17 protein-coding genes are annotated in these 17,023 nt (G+C 67.0%); 10 read left to right on the forward strand and 7 right to left on the reverse strand.

Features of this window, described 5'->3' with window-relative positions; all coding sequences use genetic code 11:
* Window positions 1-44: 44 nt before the first annotated feature.
* The 4 genes from ACUVYZ_RS02590 to ACUVYZ_RS02605 all read right to left on the reverse strand — a co-directional run bounded on the left by ACUVYZ_RS02590 (window position 45) and on the right by ACUVYZ_RS02605 (window position 4,015).
* Window positions 45-497 (reverse strand): DUF4124 domain-containing protein, encoded by a 453-nt coding sequence (locus tag ACUVYZ_RS02590; RefSeq protein WP_439932886.1) that lies wholly within the window; start codon window positions 495-497, stop codon window positions 45-47.
* On the reverse strand, window positions 494-1,000 hold the full coding sequence (locus ACUVYZ_RS02595) for a DUF4124 domain-containing protein (RefSeq protein WP_439932887.1): 507 nt from the start codon (window positions 998-1,000) through the stop codon (window positions 494-496). Before ACUVYZ_RS02595 ends, ACUVYZ_RS02590 begins: the two co-directional genes overlap by 4 nt.
* Before the next feature lie 183 nt (window positions 1,001-1,183).
* Window positions 1,184-2,593: a type I glutamate--ammonia ligase gene (gene glnA, locus ACUVYZ_RS02600; RefSeq protein ID WP_439932888.1), complete on the reverse strand. Its 1,410-nt coding sequence runs from the start codon at window positions 2,591-2,593 to the stop codon at window positions 1,184-1,186.
* Between the two features lie 249 nt (window positions 2,594-2,842).
* Window positions 2,843-4,015: a cation diffusion facilitator family transporter gene (locus ACUVYZ_RS02605; protein WP_439932889.1), complete on the reverse strand. Its 1,173-nt coding sequence runs from the start codon at window positions 4,013-4,015 to the stop codon at window positions 2,843-2,845.
* Window positions 4,016-4,060: 45 nt separating this feature from the next.
* Here ACUVYZ_RS02605 and ACUVYZ_RS02610 point away from each other — a divergent pair, with 45 nt between their 5' ends.
* Entirely contained in the window at window positions 4,061-4,507 is a 447-nt protein-coding gene (locus tag ACUVYZ_RS02610; RefSeq protein WP_439932890.1) for a rhodanese-like domain-containing protein, read from the forward strand.
* Window positions 4,508-4,646: 139 nt separating this feature from the next.
* On the opposite strand, the gene ACUVYZ_RS02615 is transcribed toward ACUVYZ_RS02610, so the two are convergent.
* Window positions 4,647-5,474, reverse strand: coding sequence for an undecaprenyl-diphosphate phosphatase (locus ACUVYZ_RS02615; protein ID WP_439932891.1), 828 nt, complete (start codon window positions 5,472-5,474; stop codon window positions 4,647-4,649).
* Between the two features lie 76 nt (window positions 5,475-5,550).
* Between ACUVYZ_RS02615 and ACUVYZ_RS02620 the strand changes: the two genes are divergently transcribed.
* The 3 genes from ACUVYZ_RS02620 to ACUVYZ_RS02630 all read left to right on the forward strand — a co-directional run bounded on the left by ACUVYZ_RS02620 (window position 5,551) and on the right by ACUVYZ_RS02630 (window position 7,393).
* Entirely contained in the window at window positions 5,551-5,880 is a 330-nt protein-coding gene (locus ACUVYZ_RS02620; RefSeq protein WP_439932892.1) for an AbrB/MazE/SpoVT family DNA-binding domain-containing protein, read from the forward strand.
* A complete protein-coding gene (locus tag ACUVYZ_RS02625) occupies window positions 5,880-6,302 on the forward strand; it encodes a type II toxin-antitoxin system VapC family toxin (RefSeq protein WP_439932893.1) in 423 nt (140 codons plus the stop codon). The genes ACUVYZ_RS02620 and ACUVYZ_RS02625 overlap by 1 nt, the downstream gene beginning before the upstream one ends.
* Before the next feature lie 293 nt (window positions 6,303-6,595).
* Window positions 6,596-7,393, forward strand: a complete 798-nt coding sequence (locus tag ACUVYZ_RS02630) for a hypothetical protein (RefSeq protein ID WP_439932894.1) — start codon at window positions 6,596-6,598, stop codon at window positions 7,391-7,393.
* Here ACUVYZ_RS02630 and thiC read toward each other — a convergent pair.
* The gene (gene thiC, locus ACUVYZ_RS02635; RefSeq protein ID WP_439932895.1) at window positions 7,323-9,218 is read right to left on the reverse strand and encodes a phosphomethylpyrimidine synthase ThiC; all 1,896 of its coding nucleotides are present in this window, start codon (window positions 9,216-9,218) and stop codon (window positions 7,323-7,325) included. The two genes, ACUVYZ_RS02630 and thiC, sit on opposite strands and share 71 nt — an antisense overlap.
* Window positions 9,219-9,553: 335 nt before the next feature.
* On the opposite strand from thiC, the gene ACUVYZ_RS02640 reads away from it, so the two are divergent.
* The 6 genes from ACUVYZ_RS02640 to ACUVYZ_RS02665 all read left to right on the forward strand — a co-directional run bounded on the left by ACUVYZ_RS02640 (window position 9,554) and on the right by ACUVYZ_RS02665 (window position 15,711).
* Window positions 9,554-10,201, forward strand: a complete 648-nt coding sequence (locus ACUVYZ_RS02640; RefSeq protein WP_439932896.1) for a TetR/AcrR family transcriptional regulator — start codon at window positions 9,554-9,556, stop codon at window positions 10,199-10,201.
* On the forward strand, window positions 10,198-11,151 hold the full coding sequence (locus tag ACUVYZ_RS02645) for an HlyD family secretion protein (protein WP_439932897.1): 954 nt from the start codon (window positions 10,198-10,200) through the stop codon (window positions 11,149-11,151). Before ACUVYZ_RS02640 ends, ACUVYZ_RS02645 begins: the two co-directional genes overlap by 4 nt.
* Before the next feature lie 321 nt (window positions 11,152-11,472).
* Window positions 11,473-12,402, forward strand: a complete 930-nt coding sequence (locus ACUVYZ_RS02650) for an ABC transporter ATP-binding protein (RefSeq protein ID WP_439932898.1) — start codon at window positions 11,473-11,475, stop codon at window positions 12,400-12,402.
* Entirely contained in the window at window positions 12,399-13,538 is a 1,140-nt protein-coding gene (locus tag ACUVYZ_RS02655; RefSeq protein ID WP_439932899.1) for an ABC transporter permease, read from the forward strand. The genes ACUVYZ_RS02650 and ACUVYZ_RS02655 overlap by 4 nt, the downstream gene beginning before the upstream one ends.
* A 129-nt stretch (window positions 13,539-13,667) precedes the next feature.
* Complete coding sequence (locus ACUVYZ_RS02660; protein ID WP_439932900.1) at window positions 13,668-14,321, forward strand: protein-L-isoaspartate O-methyltransferase family protein; 654 nt, start codon at window positions 13,668-13,670, stop codon at window positions 14,319-14,321.
* A gap of 82 nt (window positions 14,322-14,403) precedes the next feature.
* Window positions 14,404-15,711: a TolC family outer membrane protein gene (locus tag ACUVYZ_RS02665; RefSeq protein WP_439932901.1), complete on the forward strand. Its 1,308-nt coding sequence runs from the start codon at window positions 14,404-14,406 to the stop codon at window positions 15,709-15,711.
* Here ACUVYZ_RS02665 and waaA read toward each other — a convergent pair.
* Window positions 15,689-16,951: a lipid IV(A) 3-deoxy-D-manno-octulosonic acid transferase gene (gene waaA / locus ACUVYZ_RS02670; protein ID WP_439932902.1), complete on the reverse strand. Its 1,263-nt coding sequence runs from the start codon at window positions 16,949-16,951 to the stop codon at window positions 15,689-15,691. The genes ACUVYZ_RS02665 and waaA overlap by 23 nt on opposite strands.
* Window positions 16,952-17,023 lie beyond the last annotated feature (72 nt).

Consider the following 17,023-nt stretch of genomic DNA (forward strand, 5'->3'; position numbering starts at 1 on the left):
ACGCCACTCGCAGCGCGGGCGGGGTAAGGCGGCGGGGCGCGACGTCAGCGCGGCAGCAGGGAAAGCTCGTATTGGAGGGCGTTCACGTTCTGCTCGTGCAACCGCACCGCGTCCGCCAGAGCCTGGGGTGCGGAGGCCTGTGCCGACCGAGCTTGTGCAAGCGCCCTGCGGGCCTGATCGAGCAGTCGGGTCTCCGTGGCAAGTTCCTGCTCTAGCACCTGCCGACGCAACGCGTCCCGCTGGCGCTGCTCCTCCCGGGAGATCCGGGGGAAATTGGCCGGGGTAGGCGTCGTCCGGGGAGTTGGCCTGGGGGTTGGCCGGGCCGCGGATGGAGGCGGCAGGGAGGAGCCGGTATCGATGTCCAGCTTGATCGCCCCCTTGCGGGGGATATTGGTGAAGGTGATCCGGCCTTCCTCGTCTACGTACTTGTAGATGTCGGCCTGGGCCGCCCATGGGACGGCCAGCAACCATGCGGCCACCACCCCCCGGCGGATCATTGCCCCTGGCCCTGTTGCGGCTGCGGCGCCGGGCTGGCGCTCGACTGGGCCGCCTCTAGTTCCCGCTTCAAGGCCGCCACGTTGCGCTCGATCTGGGCGACTTCATCGCTCAGTCGCTGGATCTTTTCCTCGTAGCGGGCCACCGCCCGGCCGATGCCGCCGCTGGGCGTGCGGAACGTCTCGGGCCGATTGCGTTCCTCCTCCAGAGTCTTGCGGGCGGCCTCCAGCTTCTTTTCCTCCTCCGCCAGCGCCTCCTGCAACTGGGCGACCCGGGGGTCTATCTTGGGCGACCCGGGCGGTAGCGCCTTGGGCGGCTGGATGGTGGTGAGGGGGGCGAGTTCCAGTTTTTTGGCCCCCGGGATGGGGGTATTGGAGTAGGTGACGCGCCCGTCCTTGTCCACGAGCTTGTAGATCTCGGCCTGCCCGGGGAGCGCCGCCACGGCCAAGACGGCCGCCAGCATCACGGGGGCTCGAAACGGAAGGCGCAGGGCAGGAAGATTCATAATCGACGCGAATGGCGCTTTCTAAGTCTGCGCCGATAAAAGACTAATTTCAAGACGCTCGCCCGGACGGTCCGATCGGCGGCGGAAAGCGGTGGTTGTACGGCATATACTCCCCAGTCCACCCAAAACCGCTCAAAAAAAACCAGGGCGGGGTCTTCCCGCCCTGGTTTGGTGCATTCAGGGTCAAGCGCTGTAGTACATATCGAACTCGATGGGATGGGTAGTCATGCGGAAGCGCTGCACCTCTTCCATCTTGAGGGCGATGTAGGAATCGATGAAGTCGTTGGAGAACACGCCCCCCCGGGTCAGGAACTCCCGGTCGTTGTCCAGGTATTCCAACGCCATTTCCAGGGACGAGCACACGTTGGGAATGGACTTGGCCTCCTCGGGCGGTAGGTCGTACAGGTTCTTGTCGATCGGGTCGCCCGGATGGATCTTGTTCTGCACCCCGTCGAGCCCGGCCATGAGCATGGCGGCGAAGGCCAGGTACGGGTTGGCTGTGGGGTCGGGGAAGCGCACCTCCACCCGCCGCGCCTTGGGGCTCGCCACGTGGGGGATGCGGCATGCGGCCGAGCGGTTGCGGGCCGAGTAAGCCAGGTTGATGGGCGCCTCGAAGTGGGGCACCAGCCGCTTGTAGGAGTTGGTGCCCGGGTTGGTGATGGCGTTGAGCGACCGGGCGTGCTTGATGATGCCGCCGATGTAGTAGAGGGCGAAGTCGGACAGGCCCGCGTAGCCGTTGCCGGCGAAGAGGTTCTGGCCGTCCTTCCAGATGGATTGATGGCAGTGCATGCCGGAGCCGTTGTCCCCCACCACCGGCTTGGGCATGAAGGTGGCGGTCTTGCCGTAGGAGGCGGCGGTCATCCACACCGTGTACTTGAGGATCTGCATCCAGTCGGCGCGCTTGACCAGGGGCGCGAAGCGGGTGCCGATCTCGTTCTGGCCGGCGGCGGCCACCTCGTGGTGGTGCACTTCCACCTCCACCCCCTGCTGCTCCAGCGCCAGGCAGATGGCGTTGCGGATGTCCTGCAGGGTGTCCACCGGGGGCACGGGGAAATAGCCTCCCTTCACCGGGGCGCGGTGGCCCATGTTGCCCCCTTCCGGCTCGTCGCCGGAAGACCAGGGGGCCTCCTCGGAGCGGATCTTCACGAAACAGCCGGACATGTCCACCTTCCAGGAGACCGAGTCAAAGATGAAGAATTCGGGCTCGGGGCCGAAGTAGGCCGTATCCCCCAGGCCGGTGGACTTGAGATAGGCCTCCGCCCGCTTAGCGATGGTGCGTGGGTCCCGGTCGTAGCCCTTCATGTCGGAGGGTTCGATCACGTCGCAGGTGATGTTGAGCGTCGGCTCGTCGGTGAACGGGTCCATGCGCGCGGTGTCGGGATCGGGAAGCAGCAGCATGTCGGAAGCCTGGATCCCCTTCCACCCCGCGATCGAAGAGCCGTCGAAGGCGTGGCCGGTCTCGAATTTCTCTTCGGTGAAGTGCTTGACCGGCACGGAAACGTGCTGCTCTTTGCCGCGGGTATCGGTGAAGCGGAGGTCGACGAACTTGACCTCGTGATCCTTGATCATCTTGAAAACATCGGCTACCGCCATGGTGCTCTCCTCAAGAGGGATGTTGCGAAAAAATCAAAAGGCGACCGGCTGCCCGATATCCGTGCACCGTGAACCATTAACCGTGCGCGACCAACCCGGAGGCCGCCCAGCCGCCTGACCGATGCCCGACCGAATAGCAGGTTCCATGCCATACAGGAAAAGAAATTTTTCATTCTGCCACAACGAAATAAGCCCGCCTAGCGCCTAAGCATGCACCAAAATTGTGCGTACCTGGCACTGCTTGCACCATTACAGTGCATCCAATCGTCGCAGAACGATAGAGCGGAAAAAAGGGTCGTCCCGCAACAAAGCGTCGATCTTCCGCTGCAGGCGGGCCACCCGGTCCGGGTCGCTGCAAAACGTCCGATCCAGATGGATCTCGGCCTCCACTTTCCCGTTCAGGTAATGGAGCACGGTTTTCTGGTTTTTCGGCAGCTCCCCTTCCAGCCGCTCATCCAGATGGCGGAGCAGGGTGGCCCGGTCCGGCAGGTCCAGGCTGGGCCGGACGACGGCATCGTCCTCGGGATCGATATGCACCATGACGTCCAGCACGTTGTGCTGGGCCAGCACCCGGCTTCTGGCCCGCTCGGCGATGTGGTGGCCCTCGGACACGCTGATCCGGGGGTCCACCAGGATATGGGCGTCCACCAGGGCCTGGCCGGCCATGCGGCGGGTGCGCAGCTCGTGCACCCCGCGCACTCCAGGGGTGGAGAGGAGGGTGGCGCGGATCTTGGCCAGCTCCTCTTCCGCAAGCCCCGTGTCCACCAGCTCTTCCAGGGCCCCGTAGCCCAGCCGCCAGCCCATGTGCACGATCATGAACCCCACCACGGCGGCCGCGAGCAGGTCGAGAAACGTGAGCCCGAGCAGGTTTCCCGCCACCCCCACCAGAACCACCAGGGAGGAAGCCGCGTCCGAGCGGGAGTGCCAGGCGTTGGCCGCCAACATCTGGGAGCGCAGCCGCCGGGCCACCGCCATCAGGTAGCGGAAAAGCCCCTCCTTGGCCACCAGGGTTAGGAAGGCGATGGCCAGGGCCGCCGGGTGAACCCGGGCCAGGTTCCCCGGGTCCTGCAGCCGCATCCCCGCGGCCAACATCAGGGCGACGCCCAGCCCCACCAGGAAAATACCCAGCATCAGGGTGGCGGCCGTCTCGATGCGGCGGTGGCCGTAGGGGTGGTCCCGGTCCGCCGCCTTGGCGCCCTGGCGGTTGGCCCACAGCACCAGGAAGTCCGACAGCAGGTCCGACAGGGAATGCAGGCCGTCGGCGATGAGGGCCTGGGACCGGGCGAAAAAGCCGACCACGATCTGCACCACCGTGAGCGTCACGTTGACCGCTATGCTCACCAGGGTGCTGCGGCGGGCGGCCTCGTAACGGGCCAGGTCGCCGGCGACAAAGGGAGAGGCGGCTTCAGGCGGAGCGTTCATCGGGTGATAGAATACACGCCTCCTTTTCTCCAGGATTCCCGTGCTATGACCCCGGAAATTCTCGAACGCGCCCGGGCGCGGGCGCGTCAGATGGGTCTTCCCTACGACGGGGCGCTGACCCCCGCGGAGGCCTATCAGCTCATGACCTCGGACCCGCAGGCGAGGCTGGTGGACGTGCGCACTCAGGCGGAGCTTACCTTCGTGGGCCGCATTCCCGGCGCGGTGGAAATCGAATGGCAGAGCTATCCCAGCATGCAGCTCAATCCCCGCTTCGCCGAGGAACTCGAGCGGCAGGTGGGCAAAGAAGCCCGCGTCATGTTCATCTGCCGCAGCGGCGGCCGCTCCCACCATGCGGCGGCCTTGGCGAAACGGCTGGGCTACGCCCAGTGCTACAACGTGCTGGAGGGCTTCGAGGGGGACCGGGACCCCCAGGGCCACCGCAACACGGTGGGCGGCTGGCGGGTGGCGGGGCTGCCCTGGGTCCAGGGATAGCCAAAGCTTCCAGAAGAGAGGGTGTGTTGAGCGAAGCCTGCCTGCGCCGCACGGGTCGCGGCAGACAGGCGAAACGCACCGGGCAACCGGCTTTTCGAGCGGCGCTCACGCGTACCCCGCGATTCCGAGCGCTTGATCCCTAAGGGATCGCCGTCCAGTCCACGGCGCCCGTCCACCAAGTGGCGAGCACCACGCCGCCGAAGAAGATCCGGTACCAGGCAAACGGCCGGAAGCTGTGCCGGGAGACATAGCCGAGCAGCGCCCGCACGGTGAGCAGCGCCATCACAAAAGCGGAGCCGAAGCCCAGGGCGAAAAGCTCCAGGTCCGCTCCCGAAAGCAAGGCCCAGTTCTTGTAAGTATCGTAGGTCACCGCCGCCAGCATGGTGGGCACGGCGAGGAAAAACGAGAACAAGGTGGCGGCCTCTCGGGTGAGGCCGAAGAGCATGCCGCCGATGATGGTAGCGCCCGAGCGGGAGACCCCGGGAAACATGGCGACGCACTGGGCCAGCCCCACTTTCAACGCGTCGCGCCAGGTCATGTCCTCCACCCGGGCGACGCGCCCCCGGTGATCCCGCCGTTCCACCCAAAGGATCACCAGCCCCCCGACGACCAGCGCCCCCGCCACGGTGAGGGGCGAGAACAAATAGGTTTTGATGATCTTGTAGAACAGCACGCCCAGCACCAGAGCCGGGGCGAAGGCCACCAGCAGGTTCAGCGCGAAGCGCCGCGCGGCGGGATCCGAGCCGAGCCCGGCCGCCACTTTGCGGAAGCGGACCCGGTACTCCCAGCACACGGCGAGAATGGCGCCGAGCTGGATGAAGATGGCGAAGGTCTTGGCCCGCTCCCCGGCGAAGCCGAGCAGATCCTGGGCGACGATCAGATGCCCCGTGCTGGAGACGGGCAGGAACTCGGTCAGACCCTCGACGATGCCGAGGAGGATCGCGTGGATGAGCGGGGAAGTCTCCATGGCCGGGCGCGAAAAACCCGCATGTTAGCACGGCGGCCGGCCTGGCGGGCCGGACGGGCTCAAGGGGCTGGGGCCAATGACAGCTTCCCTTGAGCAGGCTGTGGTCGATGCGGTAAGATTCTTACCAGTATTAAGTCTTACCAAGACGGCTACGGAGGTCAACGTGCGCATTACCAGCAAGGGACAGGTTACGATCCCGCAAGCGATCCGCGAAAAGGCGGGGTTACTTCCCGCTACGGAGGTGGAGTTCGAATACGTACGGGGAAAAGTCATTCTCAAGCCGGCGGGAAAAAGAAAGAGCCGCGGGCAATCGGCCGTGGAGCGGTTGCGGGGGAGCGCGACCAATAGGGCCTGGAAGGGCAAAACCACCGATCAGATCATGGCCTTTCTTCGCGGGGACGAGTGATGCCCGCGGCGGCCTCCGGCAAGGTCTTGGTGGACAGTAACGTGCTGATCGACGTCGTCCAACAGGATCCAACCTGGTTCGACTGGTCGGCAAAGCGCTTGCGGGAGGTCGCGGACGCCGGCCGGGGCGTGATCAATCCCATCATTTATGCCGAGGTGTCTGTCGGCTTCGACACCATCGAGGAGTTCGAAAGCGCCATCGCGCTCTTTAACTTCGAACGCCAGCCTCTACCCTGGCCCGCGGCTTTCCTTGCCGGCAAGGCCTACGTCCTCTACCGGAAGCGGGGCGGCAGAAAAGGCACACCGCTTCCGGACTTTTATGTCGGCGCCCACGCGGCCCTCGGCGGATTGGCCTTGCTCACCCGCGACGCCAGGCGCTACCGCGAATATTTCCCCAGGCTCAAGCTGATCGCACCCCGCTAGCGGTGGGGCGCACTTTCGCGCACCGGAGCGGCGCCCGTCGATGCCTGGTGCGTCTCGGCTATGCGACCCGCGGTCTGCTCGATTTTGAGGCGGCCAGACCTCGCGTCCACCCTGGCCCCCGCCCCCTCAACAAGTGTCGGCGCAACTTACACGGGCCTGCCGAGGGTCTTTCACGACCCACCCTGTCGCTTCGACGCCCTGCCAGACAAAACAAGAACATGCCAGCACCATCGCCAGACTGGAACAATGTTTGCTGTTGACGCGCCGGGCAATCACCAGGAGTTGACATCGTCATGAAAGCGTTCAAAGGTCTTTTCATCCTGTGGGGCTGGGTCATGCTGTTTGCATCCGGCGCCGGTTCCGCCGCGCCTATCGTCTTGCTCGACCTGAACTTCGACGCTGTGCCCGGGCTGGCCAGCCGGACGTCGGTCGTCTCCGGGGAGGCGCTGCTCGCCTGGTTGCCGCCGGGCAGCGCCGCCGGCAGTCCGGAGGAGGGCAGTTGGGTCAACGTCCGCCGCCATGACAACGCCATCGACGGTACGTCCTCCGGCGAAAGCGCCGTTCATTTCGACAATTTTTACACTTCCGGCAACTTCCTGGTGATCGGAGACCAACGTGGCGACTTGCGCGGGAGCGAGGCGGGGACCAGCCAGCTCTTGGTCCCCTTCGGCGTCCCCGCCGGCAGCCGCGCCCTCGCCATTTCCTTCGACTGGGTGTTCGACACCACCGACGACGCCGGCGCCAATGCCGACGACTTCGAGGTGCATCTCCTCGCGGGCGGCGCCGAGCGCGAGCTTCTTTCCATCGGGCGGCCGGAGCACAATGGCGCGACCCGCGGCGTTTTTTCCCTCGTCTTCGGCGAGCTTTATCCGGGAGGGACGGCCAGCCTTCGGCTCCGGCTGACCGAGGGGAGCGGCCACGGCTCCTCCGCAGTGGGTCTGGACAACCTCCGGGTGGTGGCCACCGTCCCGGAAACGGGAACCCTCTCTCTCGTGGCCGCCGGGCTGATGGGCTTGTTCCTCAGGCTTTCCGATAGACCTCGCCGCCGGACTTCACGAACTCCTCGGCCTTCTCCTCCATCCCCTTCCTGAGCGCCTCCTCCTCCGAGAGGCCCACCTGGGCGGCGTAGTCGCGCACGTCCTGGGTGATCTTCATGGAGCAGAAGTGGGGGCCGCACATGGAGCAGAAGTGGGCGAGCTTCGCCCCCTCCTGGGGCAGGGTCTCGTCGTGGAATTCCCGGGCGGTGTCCGGATCCAGAGACAGGTTGAACTGATCCGCCCAGCGGAATTCGAAGCGCGCCTTGGATAGGGCGTTGTCGCGGATCTGGGCGCCGGGATGCCCCTTGGCCAAGTCCGCGGCGTGGGCGGCGATCTTGTAGGCGATGATGCCGTCCTTCACGTCCTTCTTGTTAGGCAGCCCCAGGTGCTCCTTGGGCGTGACGTAGCACAGCATCGCCGTGCCGTACCAGCCGATCATGGCGGCGCCGATCGCGCTCGTGATATGGTCGTAGCCCGGCGCGATGTCGGTGGTGAGGGGGCCCAGGGTGTAGAAGGGCGCTTCGTGGCAATGCTTAAGCTCCAGGTCCATGTTCTCCTTGATGAGCTGCATGGGCACGTGCCCCGGACCCTCGATCATCACCTGGCAGTCGTGCTTCCAGGCGATGCGGGTGAGCTCCCCCAAAGTCTTCAACTCGGCGATCTGGGCCTCGTCGTTGGCGTCGTAGATGGAGCCCGGCCGCAGCCCGTCCCCCAGGGAGAAGGCCACGTCGTAGGCCTTCATGATCTCGCAGATTTCCTCGAAATGGGTGTAGAGGAAGCTCTCCTGGTGATGGGCCAGGCACCACTTGGCCATGATGGAGCCCCCGCGGGAGACGATGCCGGTCAGGCGCCTGGCGGTGAGGGGAATGTAGGCGAGCCGCACCCCGGCGTGGATGGTGAAGTAGTCCACCCCTTGCTCCGCCTGCTCGATCAGGGTGTCGCGGAAGATCTCCCAGGTGAGCTCTTCCGCCTTCCCGTCCACCTTCTCCAGGGCCTGGTAGATGGGCACGGTGCCGATGGGCACGGGGGAGTTGCGGATGATCCATTCCCGCGTCTCGTGGATGTGCTTGCCGGTGGACAGGTCCATCACCGTGTCGGCGCCCCAGCGGATCGCCCAGGTCATCTTGTCCACCTCCTCGCCGATGGAGGAGGTGACCGCCGAGTTGCCGATGTTGGCGTTGATCTTCACCAGGAAGTTGCGGCCGATGATCATGGGCTCCGTTTCCGGGTGATTGACGTTGGCCGGAATGATGGCGCGACCGCGGGCCACCTCGTCCCGCACGAACTCCGGCGTGATCTCCGCGGGGATGGAGGCGCCGAAGGCCTGCCCGCGGTGCTGACGGACGAGCAGCTCCCGCTGCTCCTGGGTGAGGCTCGCGAGGAACTCCTCCCGCCGCAGGTTCTCCCGGATGGCGATGAACTCCATCTCCGGCGTGACGATGCCCCGGCGGGCGTAGTGCATCTGGGTCACGTTCATCCCCGTCTTCGCCCGGCGCGGCTTGCGCTTCAGGTTGAAGCGCAGCTCTGCGAGCTTCGGGTCCTCGAGCCGCGCCCGGCCGTACTGGGAGGTGGGCCCGGGGAGCTCCTCGGTGTCGCCCCGCTCCAGGATCCAGGGCAGCCGCAGGGCAGGGAGGCCATTGCGAATATCCACCGTGACCGCCGGATCGGTGTAAGGGCCGGAGGTGTCGTAGACGAAAATGGGTGGGTTCTTCTCCGCCCCGAAGGAGGCCGGCGTGTCGGACTGGGTGATCTCCCGCATGGGCACCCGGAGGTCGGGCCGAGAGCCCTGCACGTAGACCTTGCGGGAGTTGGGAAACGGCTGCACGGCCGCCTCGTCCACGCGGGCGGTGGCTGCCAGGAACTTGGGATTGGCGCTCATCTGGATTCGCTCCTCAAGTAGTGAAAACCGCTGGCCGGGAGCGAAGGAGAGGGACAGCTACGTTCCCTACGTCGGCATTACCCGGACAGGTTCGAAGGGTTTGTCTCACCCGGCATCGAGACCTTTCGGTGGGTGGCGCTGCTGCCGGATCTGCCCGCCGGTCCCTTGCCAGGACCCCTACGTAGTACAGCCCCAACGCTAGCCCAAAGCGCCGGTCGATTCAAGTGCACGGGTCAAGAGCCGCCAACGCGGCCCCTCGGGTCGCGTGCATCGCGTTGACCGCCGGGGGAAGGAAAGATATATTACCGACCGGTCAGTCATTAAATGAGCGGCCGATGGTCCATCCCGCCGCGGTGAACAAGCCCCGTTGGCAACGCCGCAAAGACGCGCGTCCCGACGAGATCCTGGCCGCCGCCCTGGAGCTTTTCACCCGCCATGGCTACGCCGCCACGCGCCTCGCGGACGTAGCCGCCCGGGCCGGCGTGAGCAAGGGGACCCTCTACCTCTATTTCCCCAACAAGGCCGAGCTGTTCAAGGCCCTGGTGCGCCGGGCCCTGCTGCCCAACTTGGCGGAAGCGGAGGCCCGAGCCGCCCGCTTCTCCGGCAGTAGCCGGGAACTCCTCGACCAGCTCATCGTCCAGTTTGTCCGGGCGGTGGTGGACTCCCCCCTTTCGGGCATCCCCAAGCTGGTGATATCGGAAGCGGGCAATTTCCCCGAGGTCTCTCGGTTCTACTTCGAGGAGGTCATCCAGCGGGCCCAGCGCCTGGTGGAGTCGATCCTCGCCCGGGGCATCCGGCGCGGGGAATTCCGGCGCATCGATACGGCGGCCGCCTGGCGGCTGGTCGTGGCGCCCCTCGTCCTGCAGATCCTGTGGAAGCACACCTTCCAGGCCTACGAGGCGGAACCCGTGCGCTTGGAGCGCTACGTGGCCGCCCACCTGGATCTGCTGTTCCACGGTCTCGCCCGGGAGCTCGCTCCATGACTTCCAGCCTTCGCCTGATGAGCGCCGCCGTCGCCGCCCTGCTCGCCGCCTGCGGGGGAGAGAAGCCCGCCGCCTACCAGGGCTATGTGGAGGGCGAGTACGTCTACGTCGCCTCCTCCCAGGCAGGGACGCTGGTGGAGCTTGCGGTGGACCGGGGCAGCCGGGTCGAGCGCAACGCCCGCCTCTTCGTGCTGGAGCAGGACGCCGAGCAGGCGGCCAGGCGGGAGGCGGCAGAGCGGCTCAAGCAAGCCCGGGCCCGGCTCGCCAACCTCACCAAGGGCCTGAGGCCGGAGGAGTTGGCGGCGATCGAAGCCCAGTACCAGCAGGCGCTCGCCGCCCTCGCCTTCTCCGAAGCCAATTTCCGCCGCCAGGAGAAGCTGATCCGCGACGGCTTCGTGAGCCCCAACACCCTGGACGCGGCCCGCTCCCAGTACGAGCGGGACCGAGCCCGGGCGGCGGAGCTGGAGGCCCAGCGGCGCATCGGGCGGCTACCCGCCCGGCCCGACGAGATCCGGGCCGCGGAAGCCGAAGTAAAGGCCGCCGAGGCGGCCCTGGCCCAGGTGGAGTGGCGCCTCGCCGAGAAGGCGGTGGTGGCGCCGGTCGGCGGCTACGTGGAAGACCGGGTGTTCCTTCCGGGGGAATGGGTGCCCGCCGGCAGCCCCGTGGTCTCCATCCTGCCCCCGGAGAACCTGAAGCTGCGCTTCTTCGTGCCGGAACCCGACCTGCCCAAGATCCGCCTGGGCCAACCGGTCTCGGCCCGCTGCGACGGCTGCTCGGCGGAGATCCCCGCCACGGTCGTTTTCGTCTCCTCCCAGCCGGAGTTCACCCCGCCGGTTATCTTCTCCCGGGAGCGGCGGGAAAAGCTGGTCTTTCGGGTGGAGGCGAAGGTGGCCCCCGAGCACGCGGCGGGGCTCCACCCCGGCCAGCCCGTGGACGTGGAGTTGCGGTGAAGCGGGCGCCTGCACGCCGCTCCCGAAGCGCCAAAACGCGGCAGGGGGGTGTCGAGCCGCGCGGACTGAGCGCGTGCCTTCGCGGTCGTGCCCGCCGCGGGAAAGTTTGGCGCGGCTGGGGAAGCCCTCTCCCCCGGTCCCTCCCCCCAGGGGGAGGGGAGCTTGCTGAAGGTGCTGGTGCTGGCGCTTGCGTCCCCTTCCCTCTCCCCCGGGGGGGAAGGAGCCAGGAGTGAGGGCCAGGTGCGTGGATCGCGCATGGAGAAGACGGCCGGGACGGCTTCTCCACGCGGGGTTTCATCTTGGAGCGAATCGCTGAGCCCTATGCATAACGGCTATGCCATCCACGTGACCGGCCTCACCAAGCGCTTCGGCGGCCGGGCGGTGGTGAAGGGGCTCTCGCTCCAGGTGAGGGAAGGGGAGATCTACGGCTTCCTGGGTCCCAACGGCAGCGGCAAGACCACCTCCATCCGCATGCTGTGCGGGCTCCTCACTCCGGACGAGGGTAGCGGCACCTGCCTGGGCTATGACGTGCTGCGCCAGACCGCCGAGATCAAGCGCCACGTGGGTTACATGACCCAGCGCTTCAGCCTCTACGAAGACCTCACCATCCGGGAAAACCTGGACTTCGTCGCCCGCATGTACGGGATGGCGAACCGCCGCGCCGCCGTGGACCGGGCCCTGGAGGACCTGGGGCTCGCGCAGCGCAGCCGCCAGCTCGCCGGCACCCTTTCGGGCGGATGGAAGCAGCGGCTGGCCCTGGCCGCCTGCATGCTCCACGCACCTCGGCTGCTGCTCCTCGACGAGCCCACGGCCGGCGTGGACCCCAAAGCGCGCCGGGACTTCTGGGAGCAGATCCACCGCCTGGCGGCCCATGGGATCACGGTGCTGGTCTCCACCCACTACATGGACGAAGCGGAGCGCTGTCACCGGCTCGCCTATCTGGCCTATGGGTCGCTGCTAGCCCAGGGCACGCCCTCGGAGTTGGTGGCCGCCTCCGGCCTGACCACCTGGTCGGCGGAAGGCGAGGACGTCTATGCCCTGGCGGAGCGGCTGCGGGGGCTGCCCGGGGTCGCCCAGGTGGTGCCCTTCGGCAACGCGCTGCACGTCTCCGGCACCGACGCTGAGGCGCTCGCGAGAAGCATCGCTCCGCTCCGGGACGATCCGCGCTACCGCTGGAGCTTGACCCAGCCGGGGCTGGAGGACGTGTTCATCCAGCTCATGGAAAGCGCCCGAGACAATTTTTCCCCATGAGCCTGGACGTCTTTTCCTGGTCCCGCTTCACCGCCATCGTGGTGAAGGAGTTCATCCAGATGCGCCGGGATCGGCTCACCTTTGCCATGATGGTGGGCATTCCCTTGATCCAGCTCGCGCTCTTCGGCTTCGCCATCAACACCGACCCCAAGCATCTGCCCACGGCGGTGCTCTCGGCCGACGACAGCCCCTTCGCCCGCGGTTTCCTGGCGAGCCTGGCCAACAGCGGCTACTTCGATCTGGTCCAGCGGGTGAGTAGCGAAGCCGAGGGGCGGCGGCTGCTGGAGACCGGCCGGGTCCAGTTCGTGGTCTCCATCCCCGTAGGCTTCTCCCGCCAGCTTCTGCGGGGCGAGCGGCCCGTCATTCTGGTGGAGGCGGATGCCACCGACCCGGCCGCCACCAGCAACGCCATCGCCGCCCTCTTCGAGCTCAATCGAAGCGCGCTTCAGCCCGACCTCCAGGGCAGCCTCGCTGGCTTGAGGGAGCGGCCGCCGCCCTTCGAGGTGCAGGTGCACCGACGCTACAACCCGGAGGGCGTCACCCAGCACAACATCGTCCCGGGGCTCATGGGGGTGATCCTCACCATGACCATGATCATGATGACGGGGCTCGCCGTCACCCGGGAACGGGAGCGGGGCACCATGGAAAACCTGCTGGCAACGCCAGTCAGACCCCTGGAGGTCACCGTGGGCAAGCTCGTCCCCTATATCCTCATCGCCTACGTGCAGGTAACGTTGATCCTGGCGGCGGCGCGGGTGGTGTTCGGCGTGCCCATCGAGGGGAGCCTGCCCCTGCTCCTCGCCTGCGTGCTGGTCTTCGTGCTGGCCAACCTGTCCGTGGGCATCACCTTCTCTACCCTGGCGCGCAACCAGATGCAGGCGATGCAGATGACCTTCTTCTTTTTCCTGCCCTCCATCCTCCTCTCCGGATTCATGTTCCCGTTCCGCGGCATGCCCGGCTGGGCTCAGGTCCTGGGGGAGGCGCTGCCCCTCACCCACTTCCTGCGGCTGGTGCGGGGCATCATGCTCAAGGGCAACGGCCTGGCGGAGACCGCGCCCCATCTCTGGCCCATGCTGCTGTTCATGGCGGTGGTGATGGCCATCGCCGTGGCCCGCTACCGGCGGACCCTGGACTGATGGCGGGCAAACGGGCCACGGCGCTGAAGCCCGCTGCTGGGGCGGCCCGGTGCGGTGCAGTATAATGGACGTCCTGTCCATGGCCCCGCGCCCTGCGGGGAAAAAAAGCCAAGCGAAGGGAGAACCCAGGTGAACGTGGAGCAAGCCCGCTACAACATGATCGAGCAGCAGATCCGGCCGTGGGAGGTGCTGGACCAGGAAGTGCTCGACTTGCTGTTCCAGGTGCGGCGGGAGGAATTCGTACCGCAACCCTACAAGGCCCTGGCCTTCGCTGACATGGAGATCCCCCTGGGGCACGGGGAAGTCATGCTTGCCCCCAAGCTGGAGGCCCGCATGCTCCAGGAGCTGGGGGTGAAGCCCGGGGACAAGGTCCTTGAGGTGGGCACCGGCAGCGGCTACATGACGGCGCTCCTCGCCCGCCGGGCGCGCCACGTGTACAGCGTGGAGCTCCATCCGGAGCTCAAGGCTTTCGGCGAAAAAAACCTCCAAGCCCACGACATCCGCAACGTGACGGTGGAGCTGGGCGACGCCTCCCGGGGCTGGTCGGTCTATGCGCCCTACGACGCGATCCTGCTGACCGGCTCCGTGCCGGTGCTGCCGGAAGCGTTCCAGCAGAGCCTCGCCATAGGTGGGCGGCTCCTGGCAGTGGTGGGGGAAGAACCTATCATGGAGGCGGTGCTCGTCACCCGCGTGTCCGAAGGGGCCTACCGCACCGATTCCTTGTTCGAGACCTGCATTCCGCCGCTCAGGAACGCCTGGCGGCCCTCGCGCTTTGTTTTTTGACCATGCCTTCGCCGGGCTGGCAGGCCTTCGTTTTTCTCTGGTGCCACCCGGCGTGCGGATCATGGAAGGGAGGAACTTTTTCATGCGACGCGTTCTTCCGGCGCTAGCGCTTCTCCTCCACGCCGGCGCCGCCCAGGCCGAAGACCTGCTCTCCATCTACCGGGAAGCAACGCTCAAGGATGCCCAGTACCAGTCGGCCCGGGCGGCGTTTCAGGCAGCCCAGGAGCTCCTGCCCCAGGGCCGGGCCGGGCTGCTCCCCTCGGCCACCCTCTCAGCCAGCCGCAATTACAACGACGTGGACTCCGGCACCCGAGGCACCCAGAGCTTCTATTCCCGCAACTGGTCCATCACCGCCACCCAGCCCCTCTACCGCAAGCAGAACCTGGTGGTCTACGAGCAGGCCAAAATCCAGGTGCGACAGGCCGAGGCCCAGTTCGGGCAGGCCACCCAGGACTTGATCCTGCGGGTGGCCCGTGCCTACTTCGACGTGCTGCTGGCCCAGGTCAACGTCGAGCTGGCGGAAGCCCAGAAGCGGGCCATCGCCCAGCAACTGGAACAGGCCAAGCGTAACTTCGAGGTGGGCACCGCCACCATCGTGGACACCTACGAAGCCCAGGCGCGCTTCGACCTCACCAGCGCCCAGGAGATCGGCGCCCGCAACGACCTGGAAATCAAGAAGCGGGCGTTGCAGCAGATCATCGGTCGCTATCCCGGGGAGCTCGCCCGGGTGAACACGGAAAAGCTCCAGCTCGCGCCGCCCGCGCCCGCCACCATGGAGGAATGGCTCGCCCTCGCTGAGACCAACAGCCTGGTGCTCAGGATCCAACAGGACGCCTATGAATTCGCCCAACAGGAAGTGGAACGGGCTCGGGCCGGCCATTACCCCACCCTCGACCTGGTAGCCAGCTACTCGGAAGCCCGCAACGCCAGCGTGGGCATCACTGGGGTCGGGCTCGACACCGATTCGGCGGTGGTCGGCGTGCAGCTCTCGGTGCCCCTGTTCCAGGGCTTCGCCACCCAGTCCCAGGTGCGGCAAGCCCTCTCCAACCAGGACAAGGCCCTGCAGGACTTGGACAACGTGCGCCGTACCATCGCCCAGAACGTGCGCCAGGCCTACCTCAACGTCACCAACGGCCTCGCCCGGGTGAAGGCCCTGGAACAGGCCCTGGTCTCCAGCCAGAGCCAGCTCGACTCCACCATCACCGGCCAGGAGGTGGGGGTGCGCACCTTCGTCGACGTGCTGGACGCCCAGCAGCAGCTCTACTCGGCCCGCCGGGACCACTTCCAGGCCCTTTACGATTACATCTTGAGCTCCCTGGAACTGCGCCGCGCGGCCGGCGTGCTCACCGACGAGGACATAGAGGCGGTCAACCGATACCTGCTGCGGTGATCCGGGCGAGGACCCGCTCCACCGCCCCCCGGTGGCGTTGGGCGAAGGCGAGGCCCGCCTCGGCCATGCGACGGCGCTGTGCGGCGTCCGCGAGCAGCGCCGCCACCGCGGCGGCCAGCGCCGCCTCGTCGGCCACCCGCAGCGCCGCCCCTTCCTCCACCGCCTGCCGGGCCGCTTCCTCGAAATTGAAGGTGTGGGGGCCAATCAGCACCGGGACCCCCACGGCGCAGGGCTCGATCAGGTTCTGTCCCCCCAGGGGCGCGAGGCTCCCGCCCACGAACGCCACGTCGCAGGCGGCGTAGTAGGCGAAAAGCTCCCCCATGGAATCCCCCAGCACTATCTGAGTCTCGGGAGCAATGGAGCGCGCTTCGCTGCGGCGTTGGAACTTGAGGCCCCGGCGGGCGATGAGGGCTGCTACCTCGTCGAAGCGCTGGGGGTGGCGAGGCACGATCACGGTCAGAAGCTCGGGAACGGTAAGGCGCGCCACAGCGTCCAGCACTCGCGGCTCCTCGCTTTCCCGCGTGCTGGCGGCGAGAAACACCGGCCGGCGGGGTCCGAACATGGCGCGCAGCGCCCGGCCCCGGGCGAGCTGCGCCGCCGGCGGCGTCAGGTCGAACTTGAGGTTGCCCGCCACTTCCACCCGGCGAGCCCCGAGCCGGGAAAGCCGCTCCGCGTCCGCCTCGGTCTGGGCCAGCACGCCGGTCAATCCCCCCAGCGCCTCGCCGACGAGGTCCGGGAACCGGGCGTAGCGGCGGTAGGAGCGCTCCGAGAGGCGCGCATTCACCAGATACAGGGGAACCCGAGCCTCCCGGCAGCCGGCGATCAGGTTAAACCACAGCTCCGTCTCCATGAGCACGCCCAGCGCGGGACGGAAGTGGGCGAGAAACCGGCGCACGGCGAAGGGATAGTCGTAGGGAAGGTAGGCCTGAAGGACGCGATCGCCGAAGACCTGCCGCCCGGTCTCGCGCCCCGTGGGCGTCATGTGGGTGAGGAGAATCTGGTGACCGGGATACCTCTCCAAAAGGCGCTCCACCAGGGGCGCCGCGGCGCGGGTTTCCCCCACCGACACGGCGTGGATCCAGATCACCGGGCGGCGAGGCACATCCCCGTAGCGGCCGAAGCGCTCGGCCACGTGGTCCAGGTACGCCGGCTGGCGCCGGGCGCGCCACGCGAGCCGCAAGGGAATAAGCGGCAAGGCGAGCCAGAGCAGGGTGGTGTAAGCCCGACGGCCGGCGCTCATGCGGCGCGTATCGATCGGAATGGGTTTTGAACCACGAGCCCGTCGAACTTCCGCCCGTGCTGCAGATCTTCG

Source organism: Pelomicrobium sp. P1 (assembly GCF_052805615.1).

Coding starts and splice junctions, on each gene's coding strand:
- ACUVYZ_RS02625 (WP_439932893.1), top strand. CDS start 5,880: ATGCCCGCGGCGGCCTCCGGCAAGGTCTTGGTGGACAGTAACGTGCTG.
- ACUVYZ_RS02605 (WP_439932889.1), bottom strand. CDS start 4,015: ATGAACGCTCCGCCTGAAGCCGCCTCTCCCTTTGTCGCCGGCGACCTG.
- ACUVYZ_RS02640 (WP_439932896.1), top strand. CDS start 9,554: ATGGTCCATCCCGCCGCGGTGAACAAGCCCCGTTGGCAACGCCGCAAA.
- ACUVYZ_RS02655 (WP_439932899.1), top strand. CDS start 12,399: ATGAGCCTGGACGTCTTTTCCTGGTCCCGCTTCACCGCCATCGTGGTG.
- ACUVYZ_RS02620 (WP_439932892.1), top strand. CDS start 5,551: ATGACAGCTTCCCTTGAGCAGGCTGTGGTCGATGCGGTAAGATTCTTA.
- thiC (WP_439932895.1), bottom strand. CDS start 9,218: ATGAGCGCCAATCCCAAGTTCCTGGCAGCCACCGCCCGCGTGGACGAG.
- glnA (WP_439932888.1), bottom strand. CDS start 2,593: ATGGCGGTAGCCGATGTTTTCAAGATGATCAAGGATCACGAGGTCAAG.
- ACUVYZ_RS02610 (WP_439932890.1), top strand. CDS start 4,061: ATGACCCCGGAAATTCTCGAACGCGCCCGGGCGCGGGCGCGTCAGATG.
- ACUVYZ_RS02630 (WP_439932894.1), top strand. CDS start 6,596: ATGAAAGCGTTCAAAGGTCTTTTCATCCTGTGGGGCTGGGTCATGCTG.
- ACUVYZ_RS02650 (WP_439932898.1), top strand. CDS start 11,473: ATGCATAACGGCTATGCCATCCACGTGACCGGCCTCACCAAGCGCTTC.
- ACUVYZ_RS02665 (WP_439932901.1), top strand. CDS start 14,404: ATGCGACGCGTTCTTCCGGCGCTAGCGCTTCTCCTCCACGCCGGCGCC.
- waaA (WP_439932902.1), bottom strand. CDS start 16,951: ATGAGCGCCGGCCGTCGGGCTTACACCACCCTGCTCTGGCTCGCCTTG.
- ACUVYZ_RS02615 (WP_439932891.1), bottom strand. CDS start 5,474: ATGGAGACTTCCCCGCTCATCCACGCGATCCTCCTCGGCATCGTCGAG.
- ACUVYZ_RS02590 (WP_439932886.1), bottom strand. CDS start 497: ATGATCCGCCGGGGGGTGGTGGCCGCATGGTTGCTGGCCGTCCCATGG.
- ACUVYZ_RS02645 (WP_439932897.1), top strand. CDS start 10,198: ATGACTTCCAGCCTTCGCCTGATGAGCGCCGCCGTCGCCGCCCTGCTC.
- ACUVYZ_RS02595 (WP_439932887.1), bottom strand. CDS start 1,000: ATGAATCTTCCTGCCCTGCGCCTTCCGTTTCGAGCCCCCGTGATGCTG.